General features: G+C 65.4%; 22 protein-coding genes and 1 pseudogene. 18 read left to right on the forward strand and 5 right to left on the reverse strand.

Annotated features, from left to right (window positions below):
- The 3 genes from ccsA to msrQ form a co-directional block, all read left to right on the forward strand.
- The coding region (gene ccsA, locus FAZ69_RS05205) for a cytochrome c biogenesis protein CcsA (protein ID WP_169708564.1) at positions 1–188 on the forward strand (188 nt) is incomplete at its 5' end.
- 192 nt (positions 189–380) lie between these two features.
- Positions 381–1,385, forward strand: a complete 1,005-nt coding sequence (msrP, locus tag FAZ69_RS05210; protein ID WP_136892895.1) for a protein-methionine-sulfoxide reductase catalytic subunit MsrP — start codon at positions 381–383, stop codon at positions 1,383–1,385.
- 17 nt (positions 1,386–1,402) lie between these two features.
- Positions 1,403–2,092, forward strand: a complete 690-nt coding sequence (gene msrQ, locus FAZ69_RS05215; RefSeq protein ID WP_136892896.1) for a protein-methionine-sulfoxide reductase heme-binding subunit MsrQ — start codon at positions 1,403–1,405, stop codon at positions 2,090–2,092.
- Positions 2,093–2,198: 106 nt separating this feature from the next.
- Here the strand turns inward: msrQ and lysA are convergent, their stop codons facing one another.
- Both lysA and lptM read right to left on the reverse strand, forming a co-directional pair.
- A complete protein-coding gene (gene lysA / locus FAZ69_RS05220; RefSeq protein WP_136892897.1) occupies positions 2,199–3,461 on the reverse strand; it encodes a diaminopimelate decarboxylase in 1,263 nt (420 codons plus the stop codon).
- 9 nt (positions 3,462–3,470) lie between these two features.
- Positions 3,471–3,803 carry an LPS translocon maturation chaperone LptM gene (gene lptM, locus FAZ69_RS05225; protein ID WP_136892898.1) on the reverse strand — a complete coding sequence of 111 codons (333 nt, stop codon included), beginning with the start codon at positions 3,801–3,803 and terminating at the stop codon, positions 3,471–3,473.
- Between the two features lie 35 nt (positions 3,804–3,838).
- Between lptM and cyaY the strand changes: the two genes are divergently transcribed.
- Positions 3,839–4,162: an iron donor protein CyaY gene (cyaY, locus tag FAZ69_RS05230; RefSeq protein WP_136892899.1), complete on the forward strand. Its 324-nt coding sequence runs from the start codon at positions 3,839–3,841 to the stop codon at positions 4,160–4,162.
- 87 nt (positions 4,163–4,249) lie between these two features.
- Here cyaY and FAZ69_RS05235 read toward each other — a convergent pair whose 3' ends face one another.
- Complete coding sequence (locus FAZ69_RS05235; protein WP_136892900.1) at positions 4,250–6,652, reverse strand: penicillin-binding protein 1A; 2,403 nt, start codon at positions 6,650–6,652, stop codon at positions 4,250–4,252.
- A 249-nt stretch (positions 6,653–6,901) separates the two neighbouring features.
- On the opposite strand from FAZ69_RS05235, the gene pilM reads away from it, so the two are divergent.
- The 12 genes and pseudogenes from pilM (at position 6,902) to ugpQ (ending at position 19,367) form a co-directional block, all read left to right on the forward strand.
- Entirely contained in the window at positions 6,902–7,906 is a 1,005-nt protein-coding gene (gene pilM, locus FAZ69_RS05240; RefSeq protein WP_136892901.1) for a pilus assembly protein PilM, read from the forward strand.
- Positions 7,903–8,583 carry a PilN family protein gene (locus tag FAZ69_RS05245; protein WP_136892902.1) on the forward strand — a complete coding sequence of 227 codons (681 nt, stop codon included), beginning with the start codon at positions 7,903–7,905 and terminating at the stop codon, positions 8,581–8,583. Before pilM ends, FAZ69_RS05245 begins: the two co-directional genes overlap by 4 nt.
- Entirely contained in the window at positions 8,580–9,491 is a 912-nt protein-coding gene (locus tag FAZ69_RS05250; protein WP_136892903.1) for a hypothetical protein, read from the forward strand. The genes FAZ69_RS05245 and FAZ69_RS05250 overlap by 4 nt, the downstream gene beginning before the upstream one ends.
- On the forward strand, positions 9,488–11,113 hold the full coding sequence (locus tag FAZ69_RS05255; RefSeq protein WP_136892904.1) for a type IV pilus secretin PilQ: 1,626 nt from the start codon (positions 9,488–9,490) through the stop codon (positions 11,111–11,113). Before FAZ69_RS05250 ends, FAZ69_RS05255 begins: the two co-directional genes overlap by 4 nt.
- Positions 11,114–11,221: 108 nt before the next feature.
- Positions 11,222–11,773, forward strand: coding sequence for a shikimate kinase (locus FAZ69_RS05260; protein ID WP_136892905.1), 552 nt, complete (start codon positions 11,222–11,224; stop codon positions 11,771–11,773).
- Complete coding sequence (aroB, locus tag FAZ69_RS05265) at positions 11,770–12,846, forward strand: 3-dehydroquinate synthase (protein ID WP_136892906.1); 1,077 nt, start codon at positions 11,770–11,772, stop codon at positions 12,844–12,846. The genes FAZ69_RS05260 and aroB overlap by 4 nt, the downstream gene beginning before the upstream one ends.
- A 156-nt stretch (positions 12,847–13,002) precedes the next feature.
- A pseudogene (locus FAZ69_RS05270) lies at positions 13,003–14,148 on the forward strand (deoxyguanosinetriphosphate triphosphohydrolase); the annotation flags it as partial.
- Between the two features lie 147 nt (positions 14,149–14,295).
- A complete protein-coding gene (gene ugpB, locus FAZ69_RS05275) occupies positions 14,296–15,621 on the forward strand; it encodes a sn-glycerol-3-phosphate ABC transporter substrate-binding protein UgpB (protein WP_136892907.1) in 1,326 nt (441 codons plus the stop codon).
- 79 nt (positions 15,622–15,700) lie between these two features.
- Positions 15,701–16,582, forward strand: a complete 882-nt coding sequence (ugpA, locus tag FAZ69_RS05280) for a sn-glycerol-3-phosphate ABC transporter permease UgpA (protein ID WP_136892908.1) — start codon at positions 15,701–15,703, stop codon at positions 16,580–16,582.
- A 13-nt stretch (positions 16,583–16,595) separates the two neighbouring features.
- Positions 16,596–17,441, forward strand: coding sequence for a sn-glycerol-3-phosphate ABC transporter permease UgpE (ugpE, locus tag FAZ69_RS05285; RefSeq protein WP_136892909.1), 846 nt, complete (start codon positions 16,596–16,598; stop codon positions 17,439–17,441).
- A 51-nt stretch (positions 17,442–17,492) separates the two neighbouring features.
- Complete coding sequence (locus FAZ69_RS05290) at positions 17,493–18,578, forward strand: sn-glycerol-3-phosphate import ATP-binding protein UgpC (protein ID WP_136892910.1); 1,086 nt, start codon at positions 17,493–17,495, stop codon at positions 18,576–18,578.
- 33 nt (positions 18,579–18,611) lie between these two features.
- Complete coding sequence (gene ugpQ, locus FAZ69_RS05295) at positions 18,612–19,367, forward strand: glycerophosphodiester phosphodiesterase (RefSeq protein WP_136892911.1); 756 nt, start codon at positions 18,612–18,614, stop codon at positions 19,365–19,367.
- Positions 19,368–19,391: 24 nt separating this feature from the next.
- Here the strand turns inward: ugpQ and FAZ69_RS05300 are convergent, their stop codons facing one another.
- Complete coding sequence (locus tag FAZ69_RS05300; RefSeq protein WP_136892912.1) at positions 19,392–19,667, reverse strand: ElaB/YgaM/YqjD family protein; 276 nt, start codon at positions 19,665–19,667, stop codon at positions 19,392–19,394.
- A 224-nt stretch (positions 19,668–19,891) separates the two neighbouring features.
- Complete coding sequence (locus FAZ69_RS05305) at positions 19,892–20,623, reverse strand: OmpW/AlkL family protein (RefSeq protein WP_136892913.1); 732 nt, start codon at positions 20,621–20,623, stop codon at positions 19,892–19,894.
- Between the two features lie 186 nt (positions 20,624–20,809).
- Here FAZ69_RS05305 and FAZ69_RS05310 point away from each other — a divergent pair, with 186 nt between their 5' ends.
- Positions 20,810–21,517, forward strand: coding sequence for a transposase (locus tag FAZ69_RS05310; protein WP_136892914.1), 708 nt, complete (start codon positions 20,810–20,812; stop codon positions 21,515–21,517).
- A gap of 311 nt (positions 21,518–21,828) precedes the next feature.
- Positions 21,829–26,532 carry a glutamate synthase-related protein gene (locus FAZ69_RS05315; protein WP_136892915.1) on the forward strand — a complete coding sequence of 1,568 codons (4,704 nt, stop codon included), beginning with the start codon at positions 21,829–21,831 and terminating at the stop codon, positions 26,530–26,532.
- The last annotated feature ends 37 nt before the right edge of the window (positions 26,533–26,569 follow it).

Below are 26,569 nucleotides of genomic sequence, written 5' to 3' on the forward strand. Positions count from 1 at the left end.
ACCCGAAGGAGACCTGGGCGCTGATCGTCTGGCTGAACTACGCAGCGTGGCTGCACATGCGCCTGATGAAGGGGCTGCGCGGCGCGGTCGCCGCGTGGTGGGCGCTGACGGGGTTGCTGGTGACGACCTTTGCGTTCCTCGGCGTCAACATGTTCCTGTCCGGGCTGCATAGTTACGGCAAGCTGTAATTTTCGCCGTCCTGCCACGACTAAAAACCGCCGAGTGCTTTGCACCGGCGGTTTTTTCGTCTGGGGAGTGCGCTTTTCCGTATCCGGGTGCGCCTGTTTGCATCCGGTGCACCGCCCCGAACGGTATATATGGCCGATGGGCCGGACGATCATGCATCCGCCGGCCTGAACCGAATTTCAGGAGCTTTCATTATGCTGACCAAGCGGGGACTGCACGCTCAATTGCGCGGCGACGATATCGCGGCGAGTGAAATCACGCCGCGCGCCATCTTCGAGAACCGGCGGCGCGTGCTGCAACTGGCCGGCATGGCGGGCGTGGCGGCGGCGGGCGGCCTGCTCGGCGTGAGCAACCGCGCGTTCGCGAACTACGAATCACCCGACGCCCACGCCCAGAAGCTCGCGGCGAAGACCAATCCGAAGTTCGTCGTCGTCGACAAGGTCACGCCATACAAGGACGTCACGACCTATAACAATTTCTACGAGTTCGGCACCGACAAGAGCGATCCGGCCCAAAACGCGCATACGTTGCGGCCGCGTCCGTGGCGCGTGAGCGTCGAGGGCGAGGTTAAGAACGCCAAGGTCTACGACATCGACGAGCTGCTCAAGCTCGCGCCGCTCGAGGAGCGCGTGTACCGGCACCGTTGCGTCGAGGGATGGTCGATGGTGATTCCTTGGGTGGGCTTTTCGCTGTCCGAGCTGATCAAGCGCGCGCAGCCGACCGGCAACGCCAAGTACGTGCAATTCATCACGCTCGCGGACCCGTCGCAAATGCCCGGAGTCGCCCAGCCCATTCTCGACTGGCCGTATTCCGAAGGGCTGCGGATGGACGAGGCGATGAATCCCCTGACGCTCCTGACGGTCGGCGTCTACGGACAGGTGCTGCCGAATCAGAACGGCGCGCCGATCCGTGTCGTCGTGCCGTGGAAGTACGGCTTCAAGAGCGCGAAGTCGCTGGTGAAGATCCGCTTTGTCGAGAAGCAGCCGCCGACGAGCTGGAATACCGAGGCGTCGAACGAATACGGTTTTTACTCGAACGTGAACCCGAACGTCGATCACCCGCGCTGGAGCCAGGCGACCGAGCGGCGCATCGGCGAGGACGGCTTTTTCACGCCCAAGCGCAAGACGCTGATGTTCAACGGTTACGGCGATCTGGTTGCGTCGATGTATCAGGGCATGGATTTGCGGAAATTCTTTTGAACCGGGCGGCGCCGATCATGACCGACATGCCAACCACCCTCACGAGCCAGAAGAGCGCGCGCGCAGCAACAGCCGCGCGTCCGGCTTCCCGCAAGGGCGAACGCTGGATCGCGCCGGCCAAGGTCGCGGTCTTCATCGCGGCGTTGTATCCGCTTGCGCGCATCGTGCTGTTCGGCCTGACCGATCGGCTCGGCGCGAACCCGATCGAGTTCATTACGCGCTCGACCGGCCTCTGGACGCTCGTGTTCCTCTGCATCACGCTGGCCGTCACGCCGCTGCGCAAGCTCACTGGCATGAACGCGCTGCTGCGCTTTCGCCGGATGCTCGGGCTCTACGCGTTCTTCTACGCGACGCTGCACTTCACGACCTACATCTGGTTCGACAAGTGGTTCGACGTCGCCGCGATCCTGAAGGACATCGGCAAGCGTCCGTTCATCACCGTCGGTTTTGCGGCGTTTCTGCTGCTGATCCCGCTCGCGGCAACATCGCCGCGGGCGATGGCGCGCAGGCTCGGCCGGCACTGGCAGACGCTGCATCGCGCGGTCTATGCGATTGCAGCCCTCGCGATCCTGCATTTCTGGTGGATGAAAGCGGGCAAGCACGACCTGATCCTGCCGAAGATCTACGGCGCGATCATGGTCGCGCTGCTCGGCTGGCGTGTATTGCTCTGGCTGCGCTCGCGGTTCTTCGAGCGGCAGCGGGCCTGATGTGATTCGAGGTCGAGCGCTCCAGCCCGGCGCTGGCGACGGTGCGATAAAAAAGGCGATGCCGCTTGCGCGGTCATCGCCTTTTCGGCTTGAACGGACACCGCGCCTAGCCCGGTAGCACCGATTCGCCGGAGAACAGATCCCGCACCTTTTCGCGTGCCCGCACGACATGTGCGCTGCCGCCGTCGACCATCACTTCAGCCGCGCGCGGCCGCGTGTTGTAGTTCGAGCTCATCACGAAGCCGTATGCGCCGGCCGAGCGAATGACGAGCAGGTCGCCCGCTTCGATCGCGAGTTGCCGGTCGCGGCCGAGCCAGTCGCCGCTTTCGCAGACGGGGCCGACCACGTCGTAGACCTGGGCCGCCACCTCGCGCTTCACGGCGGGCTCGATCGCGTGGAACGCCTGATACATCGCCGGACGGGCGAGATCGTTCATGGCGGCGTCGACGATCGCGAAGTTCTTTTCCTCGCCGGGTTTCAGGAACTCGACGCGCGTGAGCAGGACGCCGGCATTGCCCGTGACCGAGCGCCCCGGCTCGAAGAACACATTGCGAAACCCGTGGCCGCGCGCCTCGATGTGGTCGAGCAGCGTCTTCACGAATTCGCCGATATCGGGCGGCGTTTCCGAGTCGTACGTGATGCCGAGACCGCCGCCGACGTCGATATGGTGAATCGCCGTGCCGTCCGCTTCGATCTGCTCGACGAGCTCCAGCAGTTTGTCGACGGCGTCGAGGTAAGGGGAGATCTCGGTGATCTGTGAGCCGATGTGGCAGTCGATGCCGACCACCTCGAGATTCGGCATCGCGGCGGCGGTGCGATAGGTCGCGCGCGCTTCGGAGAAGGCGACGCCGAATTTGTTCGCCTTGAGCCCGGTCGAGATATAGGGGTGCGTTTTCGGATCGACGTCAGGATTCACGCGCAGCGAGACGGGCGCCTTCTTGCCTATCGATGCGGCCACCGCGTTCAGGCGGTCGAGCTCGGGGATCGATTCGACGTTGAAGCACTTCACGCCTGCCGCGAGCGCCTCACGCATTTCCTCAGCGTGCTTGCCGACGCCCGAGAACACGACGTTCTCCGCCTTGCCGCCTGCCGCAAGCACGCGCGCGAGCTCGCCGCTCGAGACGATGTCGAAGCCCGCGCCGAGGCGCGCGAACACGTTCAGCACGGCCAGATTGCTGTTCGCCTTCACGGCCACGTGGACGAACGCGCGCCGGCCCGCGCAAGCGTTCGCGTAGGCCTCGTAGGCTTGCGTCAGCGCTGCGCGCGAGTAGACGAAAAGCGGGGTGCCGAATTGTTCGGCGAGCGAGACGGCGGACACGCCTTCGGCGTGCAGGACGCCGTCGACGAAAGCGAATGCGGACTGATTCATGCGGCGGGATTATTGATCTTGGGACGCGCCCGAAGCGGGGCTGGACGTCGCCTTGCCCGTGGCCGTCGTTGTGCCGAGCTGGCTATCCGGCGAGAGGGAAAGCGGTGTGGACGAGGTATCCGAGGCGGCCTTCGCTTGCGCCGCACCGGATGCCGGAATCGAACCGGTTTCCGCATCGGGCTTGACGTCGGACGGGGGCGGTTCCATCTGGTCCGTGGGCTTCGGAGGCAGCGGCGGGACGGTCGGCATGTAGAGCGGCCCGCGTTGTCCGCAGCCGCCGAGCGCGGCTGCGCCGAGAGCCAAAGCCGCTACAATCGCGCTCATCCTGAATACGACCCGCATGACTGTCCCTGATTGATTAACCCGTGGAGTTTAGCATGACCGACAGTGAATACCTGACCCGCGCGGAAGCCGTGCTGACAGCCATCGAGCGCGCTTCCGACGAGATCGACGCCGATATTGAATTCGAGCGCAGCGGCAATGTCTTGACGCTCGAATTCGAGAATAAATCGAAGATCATTGTGAACCTTCAGCCGGCGATGCACGAGGTTTGGATCGCGGCGAAATCCGGCGGCTTCCATTTCAAGTTCGCCGACGGCGAAGGCGAATGGCGCGACACGCGCAGCGGCAAGGAATTTTTTGCCGCGTTGTCCGAATATGCGACGCAGCAGGCGGGCGAGCCCGTCGAGTTCCGGGCCTGATGTCCCGTCAGGTCCCAGTGGGCGTGTTGTCCGGTTGAACTTCTTCAGTGGTTCGTCCGCAGGCGGTGCGCCTCCACAAGCTTCGATTCAATGCCCGCGGAACAGGTTCATGATGTCCTGTTTCTCCTGGTCGCCCACGTGTTCCGGCATCGGCGCCGAGCCCGCATCGACGACTTCGCCGTCGGCCGGAGCCTCGTTGACGCCGATGCTCGCGACGAACCCGTGGCTCGGCGTGAATTCGTCGAAATACAGCTCACCGTCGATCGAAGCGACATCGTCCGGCATGGGCATCTGGTACGGAGGCACGCTCTTTAGCGTCTGTCCCATGTAGTCGATCCAGACCGGCAGCGCGAGGCCGCCGCCGGTTTCGCGGTCGCCGAGGCTGCGCGGATTGTCATAGCCGATCCAGGCAATCGCCGTGAGCGTGTGCTGGTAGCCGGCGAACCAGGCGTCGCGCGAATCGTTGGTCGTGCCCGTCTTGCCTGCGAGATCGGTGCGCTTGAGCACGTTCGACTTGGCGCCGGTGCCGCGCTGCGCGACGCTTTGCAGCAGGCTGTTCATGACGTAGGCGTTGCGCGCATCGATCGCGCGCGGCGCATTCTGCCCGGCAATGATCGGCTGGGCGTGCGCGACGATGACGCCCTGCTGGTCGGTGACTTCGGAAATCAGATACGGATTGATCCGGTATCCGCCGTTGGCGAACACCGAATACGCGCCGGCCATCTGCAGCGGCGTGACGAGGCCTGCGCCCAGCGCCATAGGCAGGTAGGCGGGATGGCGGTCGGCGTCGAAACCGAAGCGCGTGATGTATTGCTGCGCGTACTTGGTGCCGATCTGCGACAGGATGCGGATCGACACCAGGTTGCGCGACTTCTGCAGCGCGGTGCGCATCGTCATCGGGCCCTCGAAGCCGCCACCGTAGTTCTTCGGCTCCCACGGCTGGCCGCCCGTCTCGGCAGCGCTGAAAAAGAGCGGTGCGTCGTTGATGATGGTCGCGGGCCCGAGGCCCTTGTCGAGCGATGCCGAGTAGATAAACGGCTTGAAGCTCGAGCCCGGTTGGCGCCACGCCTGCGTGACGTGGTTGAACTTGTTCTTGTTGAAATCGAAGCCGCCGACGAGCGCCCGGATCGCGCCATCCTGCGGCACGACCGAAACGAACGCGCCTTCGATCTGCGGCAGTTGCGTGATCGCCCAGCTGCCGTCGCTGTTCTTGATGAGGCGCACGATCGCGCCAGGGCGGATGCGCTGGCTCGGCTGTGCACGCGGACCGAGCGTGGACGACACGAAGCGCAGGCCGTCGCCGGTGATGGTCGCGGTGTTGCCGTCGATGAAGCTTGCCTGCACCTCTTTCGGGCTGGCCGAGGTCACGACCGCGGCGATGATTTCACCGTTGTCCGGATGCTCGGCGAGGGCGTCGTCGATCGCCTGCTCGCGGCCGGCGGTGTCCTCCGGCAGATCGATGAAGGCTTCCGGGCCGCGATAGCCGTGGCGACGCTCGTAGTCCATCAGGCCGCGGCGCATCGCCCGGTAGGCGATGTCCTGGTCGGCGGAATCGATCGTCGTGACGACGTTCAGGCCGCGCGTGTACGCCTCTTCGCGGTACTGCGAGTACATCATCTGGCGCACCATTTCGGCGACGTATTCTGCGTGCACGCTGAATTCCCGGCCCAGGCCCTTGACGACGAGCGGCTGCTTCACCGCCTCGTCGTACTGCGACTGCGTGATGTAGCGCAGATCGAGCATGCGCTGGAGGATGTACTCCTGCCGGACTTTCGCGCGGTTCGGGTTGACCACCGGGTTATAGGCCGAGGGCGCCTTCGGCAGGCCGGCGAGCATCGCCGCCTCGGCGAGCGTGACGTCCTTCAGGTCCTTGCCGAAATAGACGCGCGCCGCGCTCGCGAAACCATACGCGCGCTGCCCGAGATAGATCTGATTCATGTAGACCTCGAGAATCTGATCCTTGGTCAGCTTCGACTCGATCTTGTAGGCGAGCAGCATCTCGTAGATTTTGCGCGTGTAGGTCTTCTCGCTCGACAGGAAGAAGTTGCGCGCGACCTGCATCGTGATCGTGCTGGCGCCCTGCGTCGCGTGGCCGTTGGTCAGCGCCACGAGGCCGGCGCGCGCGATGCCGGTCAGGTCGACGCCGCCGTGGTCGTAAAAGCGAGCGTCCTCGATCGCGAGGATCGCTTTCTTCAGGTGGCCGGGCACGTCCTGGATGTGGACGACGTCGCGGCGCTCTTCGCCGAATTCGCCGATCAGCACGTGGTCGGCCGTGTAGACGCGCAGCGGCACTTTGGGCCGGTAGTCGGTCAACGCGTCGAGCGACGGCAGGTTCGGGCGCGCGACGACGAGCGCATAGCCGAGCACGAGCCCGGCGCACGCGATGAACGCGGCGACGAGTCCGGCAAAACCGAGCAGCAGCTTCAGCCACAGCGGGGATTTGCGCTTCTTCGGTACGTCTGGCGGGGACGAAGGAGGCAAGGATTGCATACGGATGCCAAAAAAGCAGACTCGCGATTATAGCCGCGCAGGCCAGATTGCTTTCGAATCACTTACTTGAGGCGAATCAAAGCGCTCGATACCACTTTAGTGCTTGGACGTGCTCGCGGCGCGCCAGGAATGCGGCGTTGGCCGTTCGGCCGAGTGCCGGGCGCCGGCTCGGGTTTGCAGAATTTCTCTTGCGAAAAGCACGCATGAAAAGCGCCGAATGGTTCGGCGCGCATGCCGCAAGGAGAAACCATGCCGATCAGAGACACGCTGCTGCCCGTCAAACGCCGATTTGCCGCGGGGATCGATCTCAGCCCGCGCGAAGTCAGGCTTGCCGTCTTGAGCGTGCGTGGGCGAGGGGCGGCGCCGGTGAGCGTCGAGGGTCTGGTCGCGGCGCCGCTGGCGGGCGGCGCGATGGCGGGTGCGCAAATCGTCGACCGGGAGGCGGTGGCGGCGGCGCTCGCCGCAGCGTTTGCGCAGCTTCCGCCGGCGTGTGCGACACGCAAGATGACCTGCGCCATGGCGGTGCCGGGCTCGGCGACGGTGGTGGCGTCTGTCGCGCTGTCGCGGCTGGCGCCTGGCAAGCCGAGAGCCACGCGGGCGCAAGCGCTGGCCGGCGTGGAGCAGGCGGTGATGGCGGAGGCCGAGCGAGTTGCCGGCATCGAGCGGCATGCGCTGGCGGTCGACTGGTTCATCGACGACGCATTGCTCGACGCCGGCGGCAACGCGCTGTCCGTGACGATTGCGGCGACGCCGAGGCAGCACCTCGAAACGCGCGTCGAGGTGGCCGCGTCCGCCGGCATCGAATTGCGTGCGCTCGACGGCGAGCCGCCGGCCGCGCTGCGCGCCCTGCGCCATGCCGCCGAACTCGAGCTGAATCCGCACGAGCGCTATGCGGCGCTTTGGGTTGGCGGCGATGGGGTCTATGGGTGGAGGCTATCGGGCGACATGATCGAAGCGCACCTCCGCTATCCCGCGCCCGAGCATGAGGACTTGGCCGACGCGCTGCGCGAGCTCGGCGGAGGCGGGGCGCTCGGCTGTGCGCTCGGGTGTGCGCTGATTGGCGGCGAGCTCGAGTTGCTTGGCAGCGTGGGTGTCGCGATCGCCGACATCGGCGATCTGCTTGGCTGCAGCGTGCTGCCGTTCGAGTGTGCTCCTTATTGCGACGACGGTTCGAGCGGGGTTCCTGCGGAACTGCGGCATGCGCCGGCGTTTGCTGTTGCGTTTGGCTTGGCGTTGCGCGGGGTGCTCGAATGATGGCGCCGACCCATGGAAATCTCGGGAGGCCTGTGGCGTCCGGGCTGCGCGCGCAGTGTGGCGGCTTCAATCTGCTGCCTTATCGGCAGCGCGATGCGCGTCGGGCGCGCCGGCGCTTTCTGATCGAATGCCTGGCGGCCGCGCTGATGGGATGTGCCGCGGTGTCGGTATGGGCGGGCTGGGAGGCGCTCGTGCGCGCACGCCTGGACGCGAAGCGCGAGGCCCTTGAAGCGACGCTCGCCAGCCTTGCCGCGCCGCTTGCCGAATACCGCCGGCTCGAGGGCTTGCGCGCCGATCAGCACATGCGTGCGGTGCTGGCGCAGAGGCTGTCGGAGCCTCGCGAGCGGCTGGTCGCTCTCTTCGACGCGCTCAGCCGAGAAGCCGATCCGGATGTCGAGTTGCGAGAGCTGAAGCAGACCGATCATGAGGTGTCGCTCCTCGCGAGCGCCAAGGACAGCGCGTCGTCTTCGGCATGGCTGGCGCGCCTGAAAGCCGTGCGCGGCGTTCGGGCCGTGGACGTTTCTGATTTGCGTCACGTCTTGGCGTTGCCGGGTGATGACGTCATCGGTGCCGGAAACACGATCGAGTTCACCGCGCACGTACGCTGGGACGGCGCCGCACCCAAGCTCGCAGGCGACGCGCGCGGTCGCACGGACAACAAGCGGGGTGAGCGATGAGCACGTTGGCGGGACGTTTGCCGCAAAGCAGCGGCGGTGGCGGCCATAGGCCCGGTGGGTTCGCTGATTGGCGCGAGTGGCTGCGCATGCCGCTCGCGGCGTGGGGCGGCGCGCGCCGCCTAGTAGCGGGCGCCGTTGTCGCCGCTGCGGTGTTCGGCTTGGGCGCATACGCGTGGGATGCCGCCGATTTCGGCCACACGAGCGCGAGTCGGGCGGCGCTGGCTGATGTCGAGCATCGATTGTCGGATGCGCGAAAAGCGGTCGCGAGCCTGTCTGCATTGCGTGCAGAGGTGGCGCGCGTCGCGACGCCGTCTGCCGACGATGCCGGCTCGTCCATCGGCAATTGGCACGAGATCTCCGCGCTGGCTGAGCAAACCGGCTTGACGCTGCGGACGATGGAGCCCGCCAAGGTTCGCGGCGAAGGCATCGAAACGGCTCGGCCAGTGCGCATTACGGCGCGAGCCGACTTCGCAGGTTTGCTCGATTTTCTGCGCGCGCTGCAGCGCCTGCCGGTGCTCGCCGTTCCGGCGGACCTGGAAGTGAAGCGCGATGTGGACGACCTCTCGATCGGCATGGCGCTGGATGTATTCGACGCCTTGTCGGCGCCGCTTGCGCCATCCGGCGCGGTCGCCGAATCGCCCGAGCGCGACGGCGACGCGTGGTTCTTCGATCCGTTCGCCGTAGCGCCCGCTGCGCTTGCCGGCACCGGGCCGGTCCTGCAGCTCGTGGGCCTGCTGTGTGAAGGCAGGCGCAGACTTGCGTTGCTGGCGGGCGCCGACGGCGCGACGGCCGTCGAGGCGGGCCAGGCGATCGGACAGGAGCGCGTGACGCGCATCGATGACCGGGGCGTGACGTTGTCGGGCGGCGCCGGCGTGCGATCACTGACGTTGGTGGAGGCCGCGCGATGACGATGCGTTGCCGGGCTCGACTGATTTTTGTGGTCGCATGCTTCGCGGCGGCGGCGCGCGCATCGGAGCCGTCGCCATTGCCACCATTGCCGCCGTTACCCGAGCACATGCCGTTTGACGATTCGGTCGGTCGTCACGCCGGTTTGCCGTGGCTCCCGCATGGCCGCAGTGTGCCAACTCCGAACCCGTTCCACGACCAAGGCTCGGCGCAAGGCGGCTTCACGCCGCTCGACGACGCAGACACAAGCGAGGACGGCGCCGCGGCGTCAAGCAAGCCTCCAACGAACGGGCCGGCCGAGAGTCCCGCGGTCAGTGGTCCGGACGCGCCGCTCGAAGGCCCGCCGGTGCCGCTCGCTCCCATGCAGCGCATGAGCCGCACCCCGGCGGACCCGCACGAAAGCGGCGCCGACGACAACAAACCGATCACGCTGAACTTCCAGAACGCCGACCTGGGCGCCGTGCTCGACGCCTTCGCGCGCTTCACCAATCTCAACATCGTCGCCAGCGAGCGCGTGCGCGGCTTCGTCTCGCTGCGCCTGAACAACGTCCCGTGGCGGACCGCGTTCGATACCCTGCTCGACGTCAACGGTCTCGCCATGGAGCGGCGCGGCAACGTGATCTGGGTCGCGCCGCTCGCCGACCTGGCGGCCCGCGAGCGGCAGCGCTTCGAAGCGCACGCGCGCGCGGCCGACCTCGAGCCGCTCGCGAGCCGCACGTTCGAGCTTCACTACGCGCGTGCGGACGACGTCGTGCGCCTCCTGGGCGCGCAGGGCAGCCAACGGGTGCTGTCCAAGCGCGGTGCGGCGATGGCGGATCCGCGCACGAACCTGCTCTTCGTGACGGATCTCGAGGCGCGTCTTGAGCAGATCGCGGGGCTCCTCGCCTCGATCGACAAGCCGACGCGCCAGGTGCTGATCGAAGCGCAGATCGTCGAGGGCGAGCAGGGTTTTTCGCGCGATCTCGGCGCCCGCCTGTCGCTGCGCGCGACGAAGGAGGGCGCCCCGTCGCCCGGCCTCGCCGGCGGCGGCAGCGAGGGCACGGTCTACGACCTGTCGGCGCGGCCGATTTCGGGCTATGAAGCCGCGACGGCCGGCCTCACGCTGTTCGCCGCGCGCGCCACCCGGCTTTTGAACGTCGAATTGAGCGCGCTGGAAGCCGAAGGGCGCGGCCAGATCGTGTCGAGCCCGCGCGTCGTCACGGCGGATCGCATGAAGGCGATCGTCGAGCAGGGCACGGAGGTGCCTTACCAGGCGAAGGTCGGCAATGGCGTCTCGGGCGTCCAGTTCCGCCGCGCGAGCCTGAAGCTCGAGGTCGAGCCGCGGATCACGCCGAAGGGCCGGGTGGTGCTGGAACTGGACGTCGCGAAGGACAGCGTCGGCGAACAGACGGCCAACGGCCCCGCGATCAATACGAAACACGTGCAGACGCGCGTCGAGGTGGAGGACGGCGGAACCGTCTCGATCGGCGGAATTTATGAAAGCAATGACAGGGACGATGTGACGCGGGTGCCGCTCTTGGGCAAAATACCCCTTTTGGGCGCGCTTTTCCGGCACCGTGCGCAGAGCGAGCGGCGCAGCGAACTGGTCGTTTTCATCACGCCGCGCGTCGTCGAAACGCCTTGAGGGCGCGCAAAGCGGGTGGGGTGCTGTTCCGGCCCCGTGCTCGACAAGTCAGCCGCTTTGCCAGTAAGCTGCGCCACGAACCACAGCAGATCAAGTCAGAGGAAACCGTTGCAAGCGCGGGATGCACACGCCAATGTATTTTTCGTAGGGCTCATGGGGGCGGGTAAGACCACCGTGGGCCGTGCGGTCGCGCGCCGTCTGGATCGGCCGTTCTTCGATTCGGACCACGAAATCGAGGCACGCACGGGCGCGCGCATCCCCATCATCTTCGAGCACGAGGGCGAAGCGGGCTTTCGCGAGCGCGAGGCGGCGGTCATTTCCGACCTGACCGGTCGCGAGGGCATCGTGCTCGCCACCGGCGGCGGCGCGATTTTGCGTGCCGAAAATCGCGAATTCCTGCATAACCGGGGGCTCGTCGTCTATTTGCGCGCCAATCCTCACGACCTCTGGCTGCGCACCCGCAAAGACAAGAACCGGCCGCTCCTGCAGACCGAAGACCCGAAAGCCAAGCTCGAAGCGCTCTATAGCGTGCGCGACCCGCTGTACCGCGAATGCGCGCACTTCATCGTGGAAACGGGGCGTCCATCGGTGAACGGGCTCGTCAACATGGTCCTGATGCAACTCGAAATGTCCGGCATCACCCGTCAAGCACACACATGATTACCGTCAACGTCGACCTGGGCGATCGCGCCTATCCCATTCATATCGGCTCGGACCTCGTCGGCAAGACCGAGCTTTTCGCGCCGCACATCGCCGGTTCGTCGGTGATGATCGTGACCAACACCACGGTCGATCCGCTCTACGGCGACGCCCTGCGCGGGGCGCTCGCGCCGCTCGGCAAGAAGGTGTCGACGGTCGTGCTGCCCGACGGTGAAGTCCATAAGAACTGGGAAACGCTGAACCTCATTTTCGACGCGCTGCTCACGGAGCACGCCGACCGCAAGACCACGCTGGTCGCGCTTGGCGGCGGCGTGATCGGCGACATGACCGGCTTTGCCGCCGCCTGCTACATGCGCGGCGTGCCGTTCATCCAGGTGCCGACGACGCTGTTGTCGCAGGTCGATTCGTCGGTGGGAGGCAAGACCGGCATCAATCATCCGCTCGGCAAGAACATGATCGGCGCGTTCTACCAGCCGCAGGCGGTCATCGCGGACATCGGCGCGCTTTCCACGCTGCCCGGGCGCGAGCTGGCGGCGGGTGTCGCCGAGGTCATCAAGACGGGCGCGATCGCCGATGCCGCGTTCTTCGACTGGATCGAAGCCAACATCGGCGCGCTGAACCGCTGCGAGCCGGAGGCGCTTGCCCAAGCGGTCAAGCGCTCGTGCGAGATCAAGGCGTCGGTCGTCGCGGCCGACGAGCGCGAAGGCGGCCTGCGCGCGATCCTGAATTTCGGCCACACGTTCGGCCATGCGATCGAAGCGGGGCTCGGCTACGGCGAGTGGCTGCACGGCGAGGCCGTCGGCTGCGGGATGGTGATGGCGGCCGATCTGTCGGTGCGCCTTGGGCATCTCGACGAGGCGGTGCGCAAGCGGCTCGTCGCCGTGATCGCCGCGGCGAATTTGCCGACGCGTGCGCCCGCGCTGGGTGACGCGCGCTATATGGAGCTCATGAAGGTCGACAAGAAGGCCGAGGCAGGCGCGATCAAGTTCATCCTGCTGACGCGTCTCGGCAACACACTGATTACGACGGCGCCCGAGGACATCGTTCACGCGACCCTGGCGGCCACTATCTGACTGCGCATCCGTTGGCGGCGCGCAGTCCATGATTCGGAGGAGCAACCGGTGAGTGAGAAGCGCAGCGCAACGCTGGACCAGTCGCACGCAGGATCGAACGAGGTCTCGGCCGGCGCGGCGCAGCCTCCGGCCGGCACCCATCGCACGGCGCTTTTCGTTGCTCCCACGGTCGAATCGCTCGAGGCCCACCTCGCTCCTTACGCGGCGCGTTCGTCGCAATCGCGCGGGCGCCGCTACCCCGAGCCGCCGCCGGAAGCGCGTACCGAATTCCAGCGCGACCGCGACCGCATCGTCCACTCCACCGCTTTCCGGCGCCTCGAGTACAAGACGCAGGTTTTCGTCAATCACGAGGGCGATCTCTTTCGCACGCGGCTCACGCACAGCCTCGAAGTGGCGCAGATCGCGCGCTCGATCGCGCGGAACCTGCGCCTGAACGAAGATCTCGTCGAAGCGATCTCGCTCGCGCACGATCTGGGCCATACGCCGTTCGGCCACGCCGGGCAGGATGCACTCAACGAGTGCATGCGCGAGCACGGCGGCTTCGAGCACAATCTGCAGAGCCTTGCCGTCGTCGACGAGCTCGAGGAGCACTACGGCGGCTTCAACGGCCTGAACCTCTGCTTCGAGACGCGCGAGGGCATCCTCAAGCATTGCTCGCGCGAGAACGCGCGCAAGCTCGGCGCGCTCGGCGAGCGCTTCCTGAACGGGCAGCAGCCGTCGCTGGAGGCGCAGATCGCCAATATCGCCGATGAAATCGCCTACAACAACCACGATGTCGACGACGGCCTGCGCTCCGGGCTCCTGACGATCGGCCAACTCTCGCAAGTCGAGCTGTGGCAGTTGCACTATGAAGCCGCCAAGCGCGCATATCCGGATCTCGAAGGGCGGAGGGTGGTCCATGAAACCGTGCGCCGCATCATTAATACGTTGATCGTCGACCTGATCGCCACCACGACGCGCAACCTTGCCGCGCATGCGCCCGATTCGCTCGACGCCGTGCGCACCGCGCCGCCGCTCGTCGCGCACAGCGAAGCGGTTGCCGCCCAGGCGGCCGCGCTCAAGCGTTTCCTGTTCAAGAACCTCTACCGCCACTACCGCGTGATGCGTATGGCGAACAAGGCGCGGCGCGTAGTCGCGGGCCTGTTCGACGCATTCACCGACGATCCCCGCCTCCTGCCGCCGGCCTACGTGGCCGCCGACCCGGCCCAGCAGCCGCGCCTCATCGCCCATTACATCGCGGGCATGACCGATCGTTACGCGCTGAAAGAATATCAACGACTTTTTGTCATAGACGACAACTAGACTGCGTGGAAACGTTTTCGAAACGTTTTCATCTGCTCGCGCTTTTCGTCCGAAGAAAGGAGACCCGGACGCGAGGCGCGTGCGTTCGCCGCCGCTCGCGGCGGGCTAATTCGTAGCAATCGCGTTCGTCTAAAGGAGAAGAAGTCGATGGGTCACAAGACGCTGTTCCGTTCGTTGGCGCTCGGGGGAGCGCTTTTCGCCGGTGCGAGCCATGCTGTTTTCGCCGCCACGGAAATCCAGTTCTGGCACGCGATGGAGGCCGCGCTCGGCGAGCGCGTGAACGACATCGCCGCGCAGTTCAATGCGTCGCAAAGCGACTACAAGATCGTCCCGGTGTTCAAGGGCACCTACGACCAGACGCTCGCGGCCGGCATCGCGGCCTATCGCAGCGGCAACGCGCCGGCGATCCTGCAAGTCTACGAAGTCGGCACGGCGACGATGATGCAGGCGAAGAAGGCGGTGCTGCCGGTGTCGGAGGTCTTCAAGCAGGCAGGCGTGCCGCTCGACGAAAAGGCCTTCGTGCCGGCCGTCGCGAGCTACTACAGCGACGCGAAGACGAACCAGCTCGTCTCGATGCCGTTCAACAGCTCGACGCCGGTCCTCTTTTACAACAAGGACGCGTTCAAGAAGGCCGGGCTCGACCCGAACCAGCCGCCCCGCACCTGGGATGAAGTCGCCGCCGATGCCGCCAAGCTGAAGGCGGCCGGCCAGTCGTGCGGGTTCACGACCGCCTGGCAGGCCTGGACGCAGCTCGAGGAGTACAGCGTGTGGCACGGCACGCCGATCGCGAGCCGCGACAACGGCTACGACGGCGCCGATGCGGTGCTCGAGTTCAACAAGCCGTTGCAGGTGGCGCACATCCAGTTCCTGCAGAACATGGCGAAGGCGGGCACGTTCACCTACGTCGGCCGCAAGGACGAAGCGAACTCGAAGTTCTACAGTGGCGATTGCGGGATCTCGATCAATTCGTCGGGGGCGCTTGCGACAATCCGCAAATACGCGAAGTTCGACTTCGGCACGGGGATGATGCCGTACGACCCGAGCGTGAAGGGCGCGCCGCAGAACGCGATCATCGGCGGCGCGAGCCTGTGGGTGCTGTCCGGCAAGGACCCGGCCGTCTACAAGGGCGTCGCCAAGTTCCTCGCGTACCTGGCGTCCGCGCCGGTCGCCGCGAAGTGGCATCAGGACACGGGCTACCTGCCGATCACGACCGCCGCCTACGACCTGACGCGCCAGCAGGGCTTCTACGACAAGAACCCCGGCTCCGACACCGCGATCAAGCAGATGCTCAACAAGCCGCCGCTGCCGTACACGAAGGGGCTGCGCCTGGGCAACATGCCGCAGATCCGCACGATCGTCGACGAGGAGCTGGAGCAGGTCTGGGCGCAGAAGAAGACCCCGCAGCAGGCTCTCGATTCGGCGGTGTCGCGCGGCAACGAGCTGCTGCGGCGCTTCGAGCAGTCGGGTAGCTGAGCCGGCATGCGCGCGGCGGCCCGCATCGTCGATGCGGCTGCCGCGCTTCTCGCGACATTCGTCTTCTGATCCGTCCGCCATGCAACCACGTTCCCGTTTCGGCACGAGCGCGCTGCCGTACCTGCTGATCGCCCCGCAGCTCGCGATTACCGCGTTGTTCTTTCTCTGGCCTGCCGGCGTCGCGCTCTGGCAATCGATGCAGATGCAGGACGCGTTCGGCACGTCGAGCGAGTTTGTCGGCTTCGCGAACTTCGCGCATCTGTTCGCCGATCCGCTCTATCTCGCCTCGTTCAAGACGACGCTCGTCTTCAGCACCCTCGTGACCATTTGCGGCCTGGTCGTCTCGCTGCTGCTCGCAGCCTGCGCGGACCGCGTGACGCGCGGCTCGAAGGCCTATCGCACGCTCTTGATCTGGCCGTATGCCGTGGCGCCCGCGATTGCCGGCGTGCTCTGGATGTTCCTCTTCAATCCGAGCATCGGCATCGTGACGTTCGTCCTCGCGAAAGCGGGCATCGTCTGGAATCATGCGCTCAATGGCACGCAGGCGATGTTTCTCGTCGTGCTGGCGTCGGTCTGGAAGCAGGTCAGCTACAACTTCCTGTTTTTCTACGCCGGCCTGCAGGCGATTCCGCGCTCGCTGATCGAGGCGGCGGCGATCGACGGCGCGGGCCCCGTGCGGCGCTTCTTCGGCATTGCGCTGCCGCTCCTGTCGCCGACCAGCTTCTTCCTGCTCGTCGTCAACCTCGTCTATGCCTTCTTCGATACGCTCCCGGTGATCGACGCGGCCACGGGCGGCGGCCCCGCGCAGGATACGAAGACGCTCATCTACAAGATCTTCACCGAAGGCTTCCAGGGGCTCGATATCGGCAGCTCCGGCGCGCAGTCGGTCGTGTTGATGCTGATCGTCGTCGGGCTGACGGTGGTGCAGTTCCGCTTCATCGAACGCAAGGTGCAGTACTAGGAGCCGCCCAGCCATGATCGAAAATCGCAAAGGTTTCGACCTGTTCTGTCACGCGGTGCTGATCGCGGGCGTCGCGCTGATCGTGTTTCCGGTCTACGTCGCGTTTTGCGCGGCGACGATGAGCGAGCACGAAGTCTTCAGCGTGCCGTTGTCGCTCGTGCCGAGCACGCATCTCTTCGAGAACGTCGCGAACGTCTGGATCCACGGTACCGGCAACGCGGCAAGCCCGTTCGGACGCATGCTGGTCAACAGCCTCGTGATGGCGCTGGCGATCTCGATCGGCAAGATCGCCGTGTCGATCATCTCGGCCTACGCGATCGTGTTCTTCCGCTTTCCGCTGCGCAACACCGCGTTCTGGCTGATCTTCGTGACGTTGATGCTGCCGGTCGAAGTGCGCATCTTTCCGACCGTGCAGGTGGTGTCGTCGCTGCATCTGTCCAACACCTACGCCGGCCTGACGCTGCCGCTGATCGCCTCGGCGACGGCCACTTTCCTGTTCCGGCAGTTCTTCATGACGCTGCCCGACGAGCTGATGGAGGCGGCGCGCATCGACGGCGCGGGGCCGCTGCGGTTCTTCAAGGACGTGGTGCTGCCGCTCTCGAAGACCAACATTGCCGCGCTCTTCGTCATCACCTTCATCTACGGCTGGAACCAATACCTGTGGCCGATCCTGATCACCAACGAGCAGTCGCTGACGACGGCCGTGGTCGGCATCAAGTCGATGATCGGCTCCGGCGACGTCGCGACCGCATGGCATCTCGTGATGGCGGCGACGCTGCTCGCGATGCTGCCGCCGCTCGTGGTCGTGATCGCGATGCAGCGCTGGTTCGTGCGCGGGCTCGTCGATACCGAGAAATGACAGACGTGACGCATTCGCATCATTCATGAATCGAACGGAGACAAGACAAGCATGGCAGCGTTGACTTTACGGGGCGTACGCAAGAGCTATGACGGCAAGCAGTTCGTGCTGCACGGCATCGACACGCAGATCGCGGACGGCGAGTTCGTCGTGCTGGTCGGGCCGTCGGGCTGCGGCAAGTCGACCTTGCTGCGGATGGTGGCGGGACTCGAGAGCGTGTCGGAAGGCGAGATCTCGATCGGCGAGCGCGTCGTCAACACGCTCGAGCCGAAGGACCGCGATATCGCCATGGTGTTCCAGAACTACGCGCTTTATCCGCATATGAGCGTCAAGGAGAACATGGCGTATGGTCTGAAGATTCGCGGCATCGCGCGTGAGACGATCGATGCGCGCGTCGCCGACGCGGCCAAGATCCTCGAGCTCGACGCGCTGCTCGAGCGCAAGCCGCGCGAGTTGTCGGGCGGCCAGCGGCAGCGCGTCGCGATGGGGCGCGCGATCGTGCGCGAGCCGTCGGTGTTCCTGTTCGACGAGCCGCTCTCGAATCTCGATGCGAAGCTGCGCGTGCAGATGCGCCTCGAGATCCAGCGGCTGCATGCGCGGCTCGGCACGACGAGCCTCTATGTCACGCACGACCAGGTCGAGGCGATGACACTCGCGCAGCGCGTGATCGTGATGAATCGCGGCCATGCCGAGCAGATCGGCGCGCCGACCGAGGTCTACGAGCGCCCGGCGACGACGTTCGTCGCGAGCTTCATCGGCTCGCCGGCGATGAACCTGCTCAAGGGGCGGCTTGCACCCGACGGCGCGACGTTCGAAGTCGCGGGCGGCGGCCCGGCACTGCCGGTGGCCGGCGCGCCGGGTGTCGGCAGCGAGATCGCGGCGGGACGCGAGTGGATACTCGGCGTGCGTCCCGAGCACATGACGCCGTCGCCGGTGGCAGCGCATGCGCCGCTCTCGGTCGAATCCTGCGAGCTGCTCGGCGCCGACAATCTCGCGCACGGACGCTGGGGCGAGCACGACGTGGCCGTGCGCTTGCCGCACGCGGACCGGCCTGGGCGCGGCGACGTGCTGAATACCGCATTGCCCGTGCAGCATTTACACTTCTTCGATCCATCCACGGGCCGGCGCGCGTACTGAACGAGCGAGGCCGCCACAACGGAAGCATCGACGATGACAACGAAGCATTGGCCCTATCCGCGCGTGGTCGCGCATCGGGGCGGCGGCACGCTTGCGCCCGAGAACACCCTCGCCGCGCTCGACACGGGCGCGCGTTTCGGCCTGAAGATGATCGAGTTCGACGCGAAGCTGTCGGCCGACGACATCGTGTTCCTGCTGCACGACGACACGGTGGACCGTACCTCCAACGGCCGCGGCGCGGCGGCGAAGCTGCGCTACGACGAGATCGCGGCGCTCGATGCCGGCAGCTGGCGCGACGCGCGCTTCGCCGGCGAGCGGATGCCGACGCTCGAGCAGGTCGCCGCGCGCTGCGCTGTTCTGGGTCTTGCTGCGAACGTCGAAATCAAGCCTTGCGCGGGGCGCGATGCACAGACGGGGCGGCTCGTCGCCGAAGCGGCGGCGCGGCTGTGGCCGGAAGTGCCGCTGCTGCCGCTCCTGTCGTCGTTCTCGTACGACGCGCTTGCTGCCGCGCGCGACGCCGCGCCCGCGCTGCCGCGTGGCCTGCTGTTCGATGCGGTGCCGGCGGACTGGCGTGCTCAGACCGGCGCGCTCGAATGCGTCTCGCTGCACGCGAATCATCGCGAGCTGAACGAGAAGCTCGTGGCGCAGATCAAGGCGGCAGGTCTGTCTATTCTTGCCTATACCGTGAACGATCCGGAGCGCGCGCGATTGCTTGGTGCGTGGGGTGTGGATTCGATTTGCACCGACCGCATCGATCTGATCGGTGCGGACTTCTTCGATCCTGCGTGACGCCCTGACGAAGGTGTCGCGCGTCTACCGTCCGCGCGAAAGCAACGCGCCCGCAACGAGCGCGACCCCGCCGACGATCACAATCGCTTGCCACGGGTTTTCCCGCACGTAGTCGTCGGCATCGGCCTCGGTGCCCTCGGTGAGCGTTTGCTCGAGCTCGGCAAGCAACTCGCGCATTTCGCCGCCGATGTCCTCGGCCACATGTCGTCCATGCCGCGCGATGCGGCGTGCGTGGCGCTTGGCGCTGGTCCACGAATCCCCGATGGCGTCTTTCGTATTCGGCAGTGCTGTCGTGCTCATCGCTCCCTCGGTAATGGAGTAGGAAACCAAAGCTGCTTTTCAGCAACTTCGATGCCATCCCGCCGTGCGCTTGCATCCAAGGCCCTTGCCTATCGGCCGAGGGTAGAAACTTCCCCCCCGCCTGTCTGTCCGCGGTCGAAATTACAACGCGGCCGCAATAAAAAAACGCCGCACGTTGTCGTGCGGCGCCGCTGATGCCGTCCTAAAATTTCGCTACGCTTGGCTTAAAAGCGGTAGCCGATCTTGGCGTAGGTGACGATCGGGTTGAGGCGGACTTTCGTTTGCGAATTGACCGTCAATGTGCCGACCGGGGTTTGTGCCTGCGTCGTGAAGTTCGCCTTCACGCTGAGCGGGATGTACGAGACCGACACGCCTGCGAACCAGTGGTCCGTGAAGTTGTAGTTGAAGCCGAGATTAAACACGGGCGCCCAGGAACGATCCGTGGAAACGCTGGTCGGACCATGCAGGACGTTGGCTTGAAACGTACTGTTGGTGATGCTGGCGTCGGTGAACCAGACGTAGGTGGCGCCGATGCCGACGTACGGACGGAACTTCGCTTGCGCGCTCATGAAGTTCCACTTGAGCAGGAACGCCGGGCTCCATTGGCGGACCGTGCCGAGCGTGCCGTACTGCGAGTAGGTGCCGGAGCCTTGCAGATCGAATTTCGGCGGGACGCCGATTTCGAATTCGGCAGCGAGATGGTCGGTCACGAAGTAGCCGATGCTCCCGCCAATCGTATCGGAGTTGTCGACGCTGGCGCCGGAGCCGCTTTGGATGCCCAGGCTGGCTGGGACCGGCGAGCCTCCGGAACTGGTTATCTGCAAGGGATCGCTGCTGCTTTGAGGTGATAGATGGAACCAACCCGTCGTCAAGTAAAACGTCCCGGCCGTTTGCGCATGTGCTGCGGTCATGCAGGCGAGCGCTGTCGCCCCCGTAATGGCCTGTTTTAATTTCATGTGTCCTCCTCCATAAAAGGCCCGTTTATTATGAAGAGAAGGTTTGAATCAGACCATATGCGCCCGCTAGAGCATTCTCCCTAAGCGCCGCGCCGCTTCTGGCTGAGCCGCGTCCCGCTTGAATCGAACGTACGTGCGGCTCTTGGACCTTCGGGTAACTACCAACGCGACGAAACGGAATCCAGCATGGCACGCCTCGCACGTCTCTATGTTCCTGAACAGCCGCAGCACGTGATCCTGCGCGGACTCGATCAGCAGCCCGCTTTTGTCGACGACCAGGACTACGAGTTATTCATCGATTGCCTCAAGGCCGCGGCGCGCGATCATCGCTTGGCCATTCATGCCTATGTGCTGATGCCCGGCGCGGTGCAACTGCTGGTCACGCCCAGCGACGAGGCGAGCCTGCCCAAGGCGATGCAGGCAGTCGGCCGGCGCTACGTTGCGCATTTCAACCGGCGCTATGCGCGGCGCGGCACCTTGTGGGAAGGGCGCTACCGCGCCACCGTCATCGAAGGCGAGCGCTACTTCCTGCTGGCGAGCCGCGTCGTCGAGATGTGTCCGGCGCGCGCGCAGCTCGCCACCAGTCCTGAGGACTACCGCTGGTCGAGCTATCGGCACCACATCGGGCTCACGATCGACAGCCTCGTGACGGACCACCCGCTCTACTGGTCGCTCGGCAATACGCCGTTCGAGCGGCAGCGCGCCTACAAGGAGCTCTGCGAGTTGCCGCTCGACGAACGCGAGGCGAGTCAATTGCAGCAGGCGACGTTGAAGGGCTGGGTGCTCGGCGGTGAGTCGTATCGCGAGTGGGCCGCGGGGGCGGCGAACCGGCGCGTGTCACCGCTGCCGCGCGGCCGGCCGAGAAAGGTTCGCGAGACGCCGCGTACGCAATGAGCGGCAGTGTGGCCGCCGGCTGGCGAAGGCGGCAGAAAGAAGCGGCATCTGCGGGTGTCGTTTCTTTTTGCCCGATTTTAATGCGACCCCAATAAATCGAACGAGTGATGCACCACTTCGATAATTGGTGTCATATCATCACGTTTTTATTGCTATTCCATTGATTCGTCGCGTATATTCCGATTTCCGGCGGTTCCCAGGCGCACAACGCAGGAAGCCCGATCGCCCCCGCGGCTGCACACCGGCACAGCGAATGGCGGAACAACAAATGGTTTAACGGCCGCTTACGGCCCCTCTCACACGGTGTCCCCATGAACGACCCCCTGCAACCGATGCACTCGGTCCCCGCCGCGCAAGGTCTGTACGACCCGCAAAACGAGCATGACGCCTGTGGCGTCGGCTTCGTCGCCCACATCAAGGGCAAGAAGAGCCACGACATCATTCAGCAAGGCCTCAAGATTCTCGAGAACCTCGACCACCGGGGCGCTGTCGGCGCCGATCCGCTGATGGGCGACGGCGCGGGCATCCTGATCCAGATTCCGGACGGCTTCTATCGCGAGGAAATGGCCAAGCAGGGCGTGACGCTGCCGCCCGCCGGCGAATACGGCGTCGGCATGATCTTCCTGCCGAAGGAGCACGCGTCGCGGCTCGCCTGCGAGCAGGAGCTCGAGCGCACGGTGAAGGCCGAAGGCCAGGTCGTGCTGGGCTGGCGCGACGTGCCGGTCGATCATGCGATGCCGATCTCGCCGACCGTGAAGGCGACCGAGCCGCTGATCCGCCAGATCTTCATCGGCCGCGGCAAGGACATCATGGTCACCGACGCGCTCGAACGGAAGCTGTACGTGATCCGCAAGACCGCGAGCCACCGCATCCAGGCGCTCAAGCTCAAGCACGGCAAGGAATACTTTGTGCCGTCGATGTCGGCGCGCACGGTGGTCTACAAGGGCCTGCTGCTGGCGGGCCAGGTCGGCGTCTACTACCGCGATCTGCAGGACGAGCGCGTCGTCTCGGCGCTGGCGCTCGTGCACCAGCGCTTCTCGACGAACACGTTCCCGGCCTGGGAGCTCGCGCACCCGTACCGGATGATCGCGCACAACGGCGAGATCAACACCGTGAAGGGCAACGTGAACTGGCTGAACGCGCGCACCGGCGCGATCGCCTCGCACGTGCTCGGCGACGACCTGCCGAAGCTCTGGCCGCTGATCTACCCGGGCCAGTCCGATACGGCGTCGTTCGACAACTGCCTCGAGCTGCTCGTGATGGCGGGCTACCCGCTCGTCCACGCGATGATGATGATGATTCCCGAAGCGTGGGAGCAGCACACGCTGATGGACGACAACCGCCGCGCGTTCTACGAATACCACGCCGCGATGATGGAGCCGTGGGACGGCCCCGCCGCGATCGCGTTCACCGACGGCCGCCAGATCGGCGCGACGCTCGACCGTAACGGCCTGCGCCCGGCGCGCTATCTGATCACCGACGACGACCTCGTCATCATGGCGTCGGAAGCGGGCGTGCTGCCGATTCCCGAATCGAAGATCGTCAAGAAGTGGCGCCTGCAGCCGGGCAAGATGTTCCTGATCGACATGGAGCACGGCCGCATCATCGACGACAAGGAGCTCAAGGACAATCTCGCGAACGCGAAGCCCTACAAGAGCTGGATCGACGCGGTCCGGATCAAGCTCGACGAGATCGAGCCGAAGGCGGAAGACGTCGCGACCGAGCGCCGTGAAGCCGCTGCGCTGCTCGATCGCCAGCAGGCGTTCGGCTACACGCAGGAAGACGTCAAGTTCCTGATGGCGCCGATGGCGCAGCAGGGCGAAGAAGCCGTCGGCTCGATGGGCAACGACTCGCCGTTGGCCGTCATGTCGAACAAGAACAAGACGCTCTATCACTACTTCAAGCAGCTGTTCGCGCAGGTGACGAACCCGCCGATCGACCCGATCCGCGAAAACATGGTGATGTCGCTCGTCTCGTTCATCGGCCCGAAGCCGAACCTGCTCGATACGAACAACATCAACCCGCCGATGCGTCTCGAAGTGTCGCAGCCGGTGCTCGACTTCAAGGACATCGCAAAGATCCGCGCGATCGATCAGTACACGGGCGGCAAGTTCAGTTCGTATGAGCTGAACATCTGCTATCCGGTGGCCTGGGGCAAGGAAGGCATCGAGGCGCGTCTCGCGTCGCTGTGCGCGGAAGCGGTCGACGCAGTGAAGTCCGGCTACAACATGCTGATCGTGTCGGACCGCCGCACCGATCGCGACAACGTCGCGATTCCGGCACTGCTCGCCACGGCCGCGATCCACACGCATCTCGTGAGCCAGGGGCTGCGCACGAGCACGGGCCTCGTCGTCGAGACGGGCTCGGCGCGTGAGACGCACCACTTCGCGCTGCTCGCGGGCTACGGCGCCGAAGCCGTCCACCCGTACCTCGCGATGGAAACGCTCGCGCAGCTCACCCTGGGCTTGAAGGGCGACTTGTCGGCGGAAAAGGCCATCTACAACTTCACCAAGGCGATCGGCAAGGGCCTGCAGAAGGTCATGTCGAAGATGGGCATCTCGACCTACATGTCCTATACCGGCGCGCAGATCTTCGAAGCGGTTGGTCTCGCGAGCGATCTCGTCGAGAAGTATTTCAAGGGCACGGCGTCGAAGGTCGGCGGCATCGGCTTGTTCGAAGTGGCCGAGGAGGCGATTCGCCTGCATCGCGACGCGTTCGGCGACGATCCGGTCCTCGCGGCGATGCTCGATGCGGGCGGCGAGTACGCGTTCCGCATCCGCGGCGAAGACCACATGTGGACGCCCGATGCGATCGCCAAGCTCCAGCACTCGACGCGCAGCAACTCGTACCAGACGTACAAGGAGTACGCGCACCTGATCAACGACCAGACCCGCCGCCACATGACGTTCCGCGGCCTGTTCGAGTTCAAGGTCGCGCCGGCCAAGGCGATTCCGCTCGACGAAGTGGAGTCGGCCAAGGAAATCGTCAAGCGTTTCGCGACGGGCGCGATGTCGCTCGGCTCGATCTCGACCGAAGCTCACGCCACGCTTGCCGTCGCGATGAACCGCATCGGCGGCAAGTCGAACACGGGCGAAGGCGGCGAGGACGAAAACCGTTATCGCAACGAGTTGCGCGGCATCCCGATCAAGAACGGCGACACGCTCGCTTCGGTGATCGGTCCGGAAGTCGTGCGCGACATTCCGCTGAAGGACGGCGATTCGCTGCGCTCGAAGATCAAGCAGGTCGCGTCGGGCCGCTTCGGCGTGACGGCGGAGTACCTGGCGTCGGCCGACCAGATCCAGATCAAGATGGCGCAAGGCGCGAAGCCGGGCGAGGGCGGCCAGCTGCCGGGGCACAAGGTGTCAGAGTACATCGGCAAGCTGCGCTACTCCGTGCCGGGCGTCGGTCTCATTTCGCCGCCGCCGCACCACGACATCTACTCGATCGAAGACCTCGCGCAACTGATTCACGACCTGAAGAACGTGAACGCGTCGTCGAGCATTTCGGTGAAGCTCGTGTCGGAAGTGGGTGTTGGCACGGTGGCTGCAGGTGTCGCGAAGGCGAAGGCCGACCACGTCGTGATCGCCGGCCATGACGGCGGCACGGGCGCTTCGCCGCTGTCGTCGGTCAAGCATGCCGGCACGCCGTGGGAGCTGGGCCTCGCCGAAACGCAGCAGACGCTCGTGCTCAACCGCCTGCGCGGCCGCATCCGCGTGCAGGCCGACGGCCAGATGAAGACCGGCCGCGACGTCGTGATCGGCGCGCTGCTCGGCGCCGACGAGTTCGGCTTTGCGACGGCGCCGCTCGTCGTCGAAGGCTGCATCATGATGCGCAAGTGCCACCTGAACACGTGCCCGGTAGGCGTCGCGACGCAGGATCCGGTGCTGCGCGCGAAGTTCTCGGGCCAGCCCGAGCACGTCGTGAACTACTTCTTCTTCGTCGCCGAGGAAGTGCGCGAGATCATGGCGCAGCTCGGCATCCGCAAGTTCGACGACCTGATCGGCCGCGCGGACCTGCTCGACATGAAGAAGGGCATCGAGCACTGGAAGGCGAAGGGGCTCGATTTCTCGCGCATCTTCTATCTGCCGCAAGTGCCGGAAGAGGTCGCGCGCAAGCACGTCGAGGAGCAGGATCACGGCCTCTCTCGCGCGCTCGACCACACGCTGATCGAAAAGGCGAAGGCCGCGATCGAGAAGGGCGAGCACGTGTCGTTCATCCAGCCGGTGCGCAACGTGAACCGCACGGTCGGCGCGATGCTGTCGGGCACGATCGCGAAGAAGTACGGTCACGACGGCCTCTCCGACGACGCGATCCACATCCAGCTCAAGGGCACCGCGGGCCAGAGCTTCGGCGCGTTCCTCGCGAAGGGCGTCACGCTCGATCTCGTCGGCGACGGCAACGACTACGTCGGCAAGGGCCTGTCGGGCGGCCGCATCATCATCCGTCCGACCAACGATTTCCGCGGCAAGTCGGAAGAGAACATCATCTGCGGCAACACGGTGATGTACGGCGCGATCGAAGGCGAGGCGTTCCTGCGCGGCGTTGCGGGCGAGCGCTTCTGCGTGCGCAATTCCGGCGCGACCGCGGTGGTGGAAGGCACGGGCGACCACGGCTGCGAGTACATGACGGGCGGCACGGTAGTCGTGCTCGGCGAGACGGGCCGCAACTTCGCGGCCGGGATGTCGGGCGGCGTCGCCTACGTGTACGACCCGGATGGCACGTTCGCCGGCAAGTGCAACAAGTCGATGGTGGCGCTCGATCCGGTGCTCCAGCAGGTCGAGCAGGAGCGCACCGTCGACCGTGCGCTGTGGCACGCGGGCCAGACCGATGAGGCGCTGCTCAAGGGGCTCATCGAACGTCACTTCCAGTTCACGGGCTCGCCGCGTGCGAAGGCCCTGCTCGAGAACTGGGATGCATCGCGCCGTCAATTCGTGAAGGTGTTCCCGACCGAATACAAGCGCGCGCTCGGCGAGCTCGGTGCGAAGAAGGCAGGCAAGGAAGCCATGGCCGCCTGATTCGTAACCGGCAATTCCGCCGAGACTGACGACTGAT

The sequence above is a fragment of the Trinickia terrae genome (genome assembly GCF_005144415.1).
GTDB classification, from domain to species: domain Bacteria; phylum Pseudomonadota; class Gammaproteobacteria; order Burkholderiales; family Burkholderiaceae; genus Trinickia_A; species Trinickia_A terrae.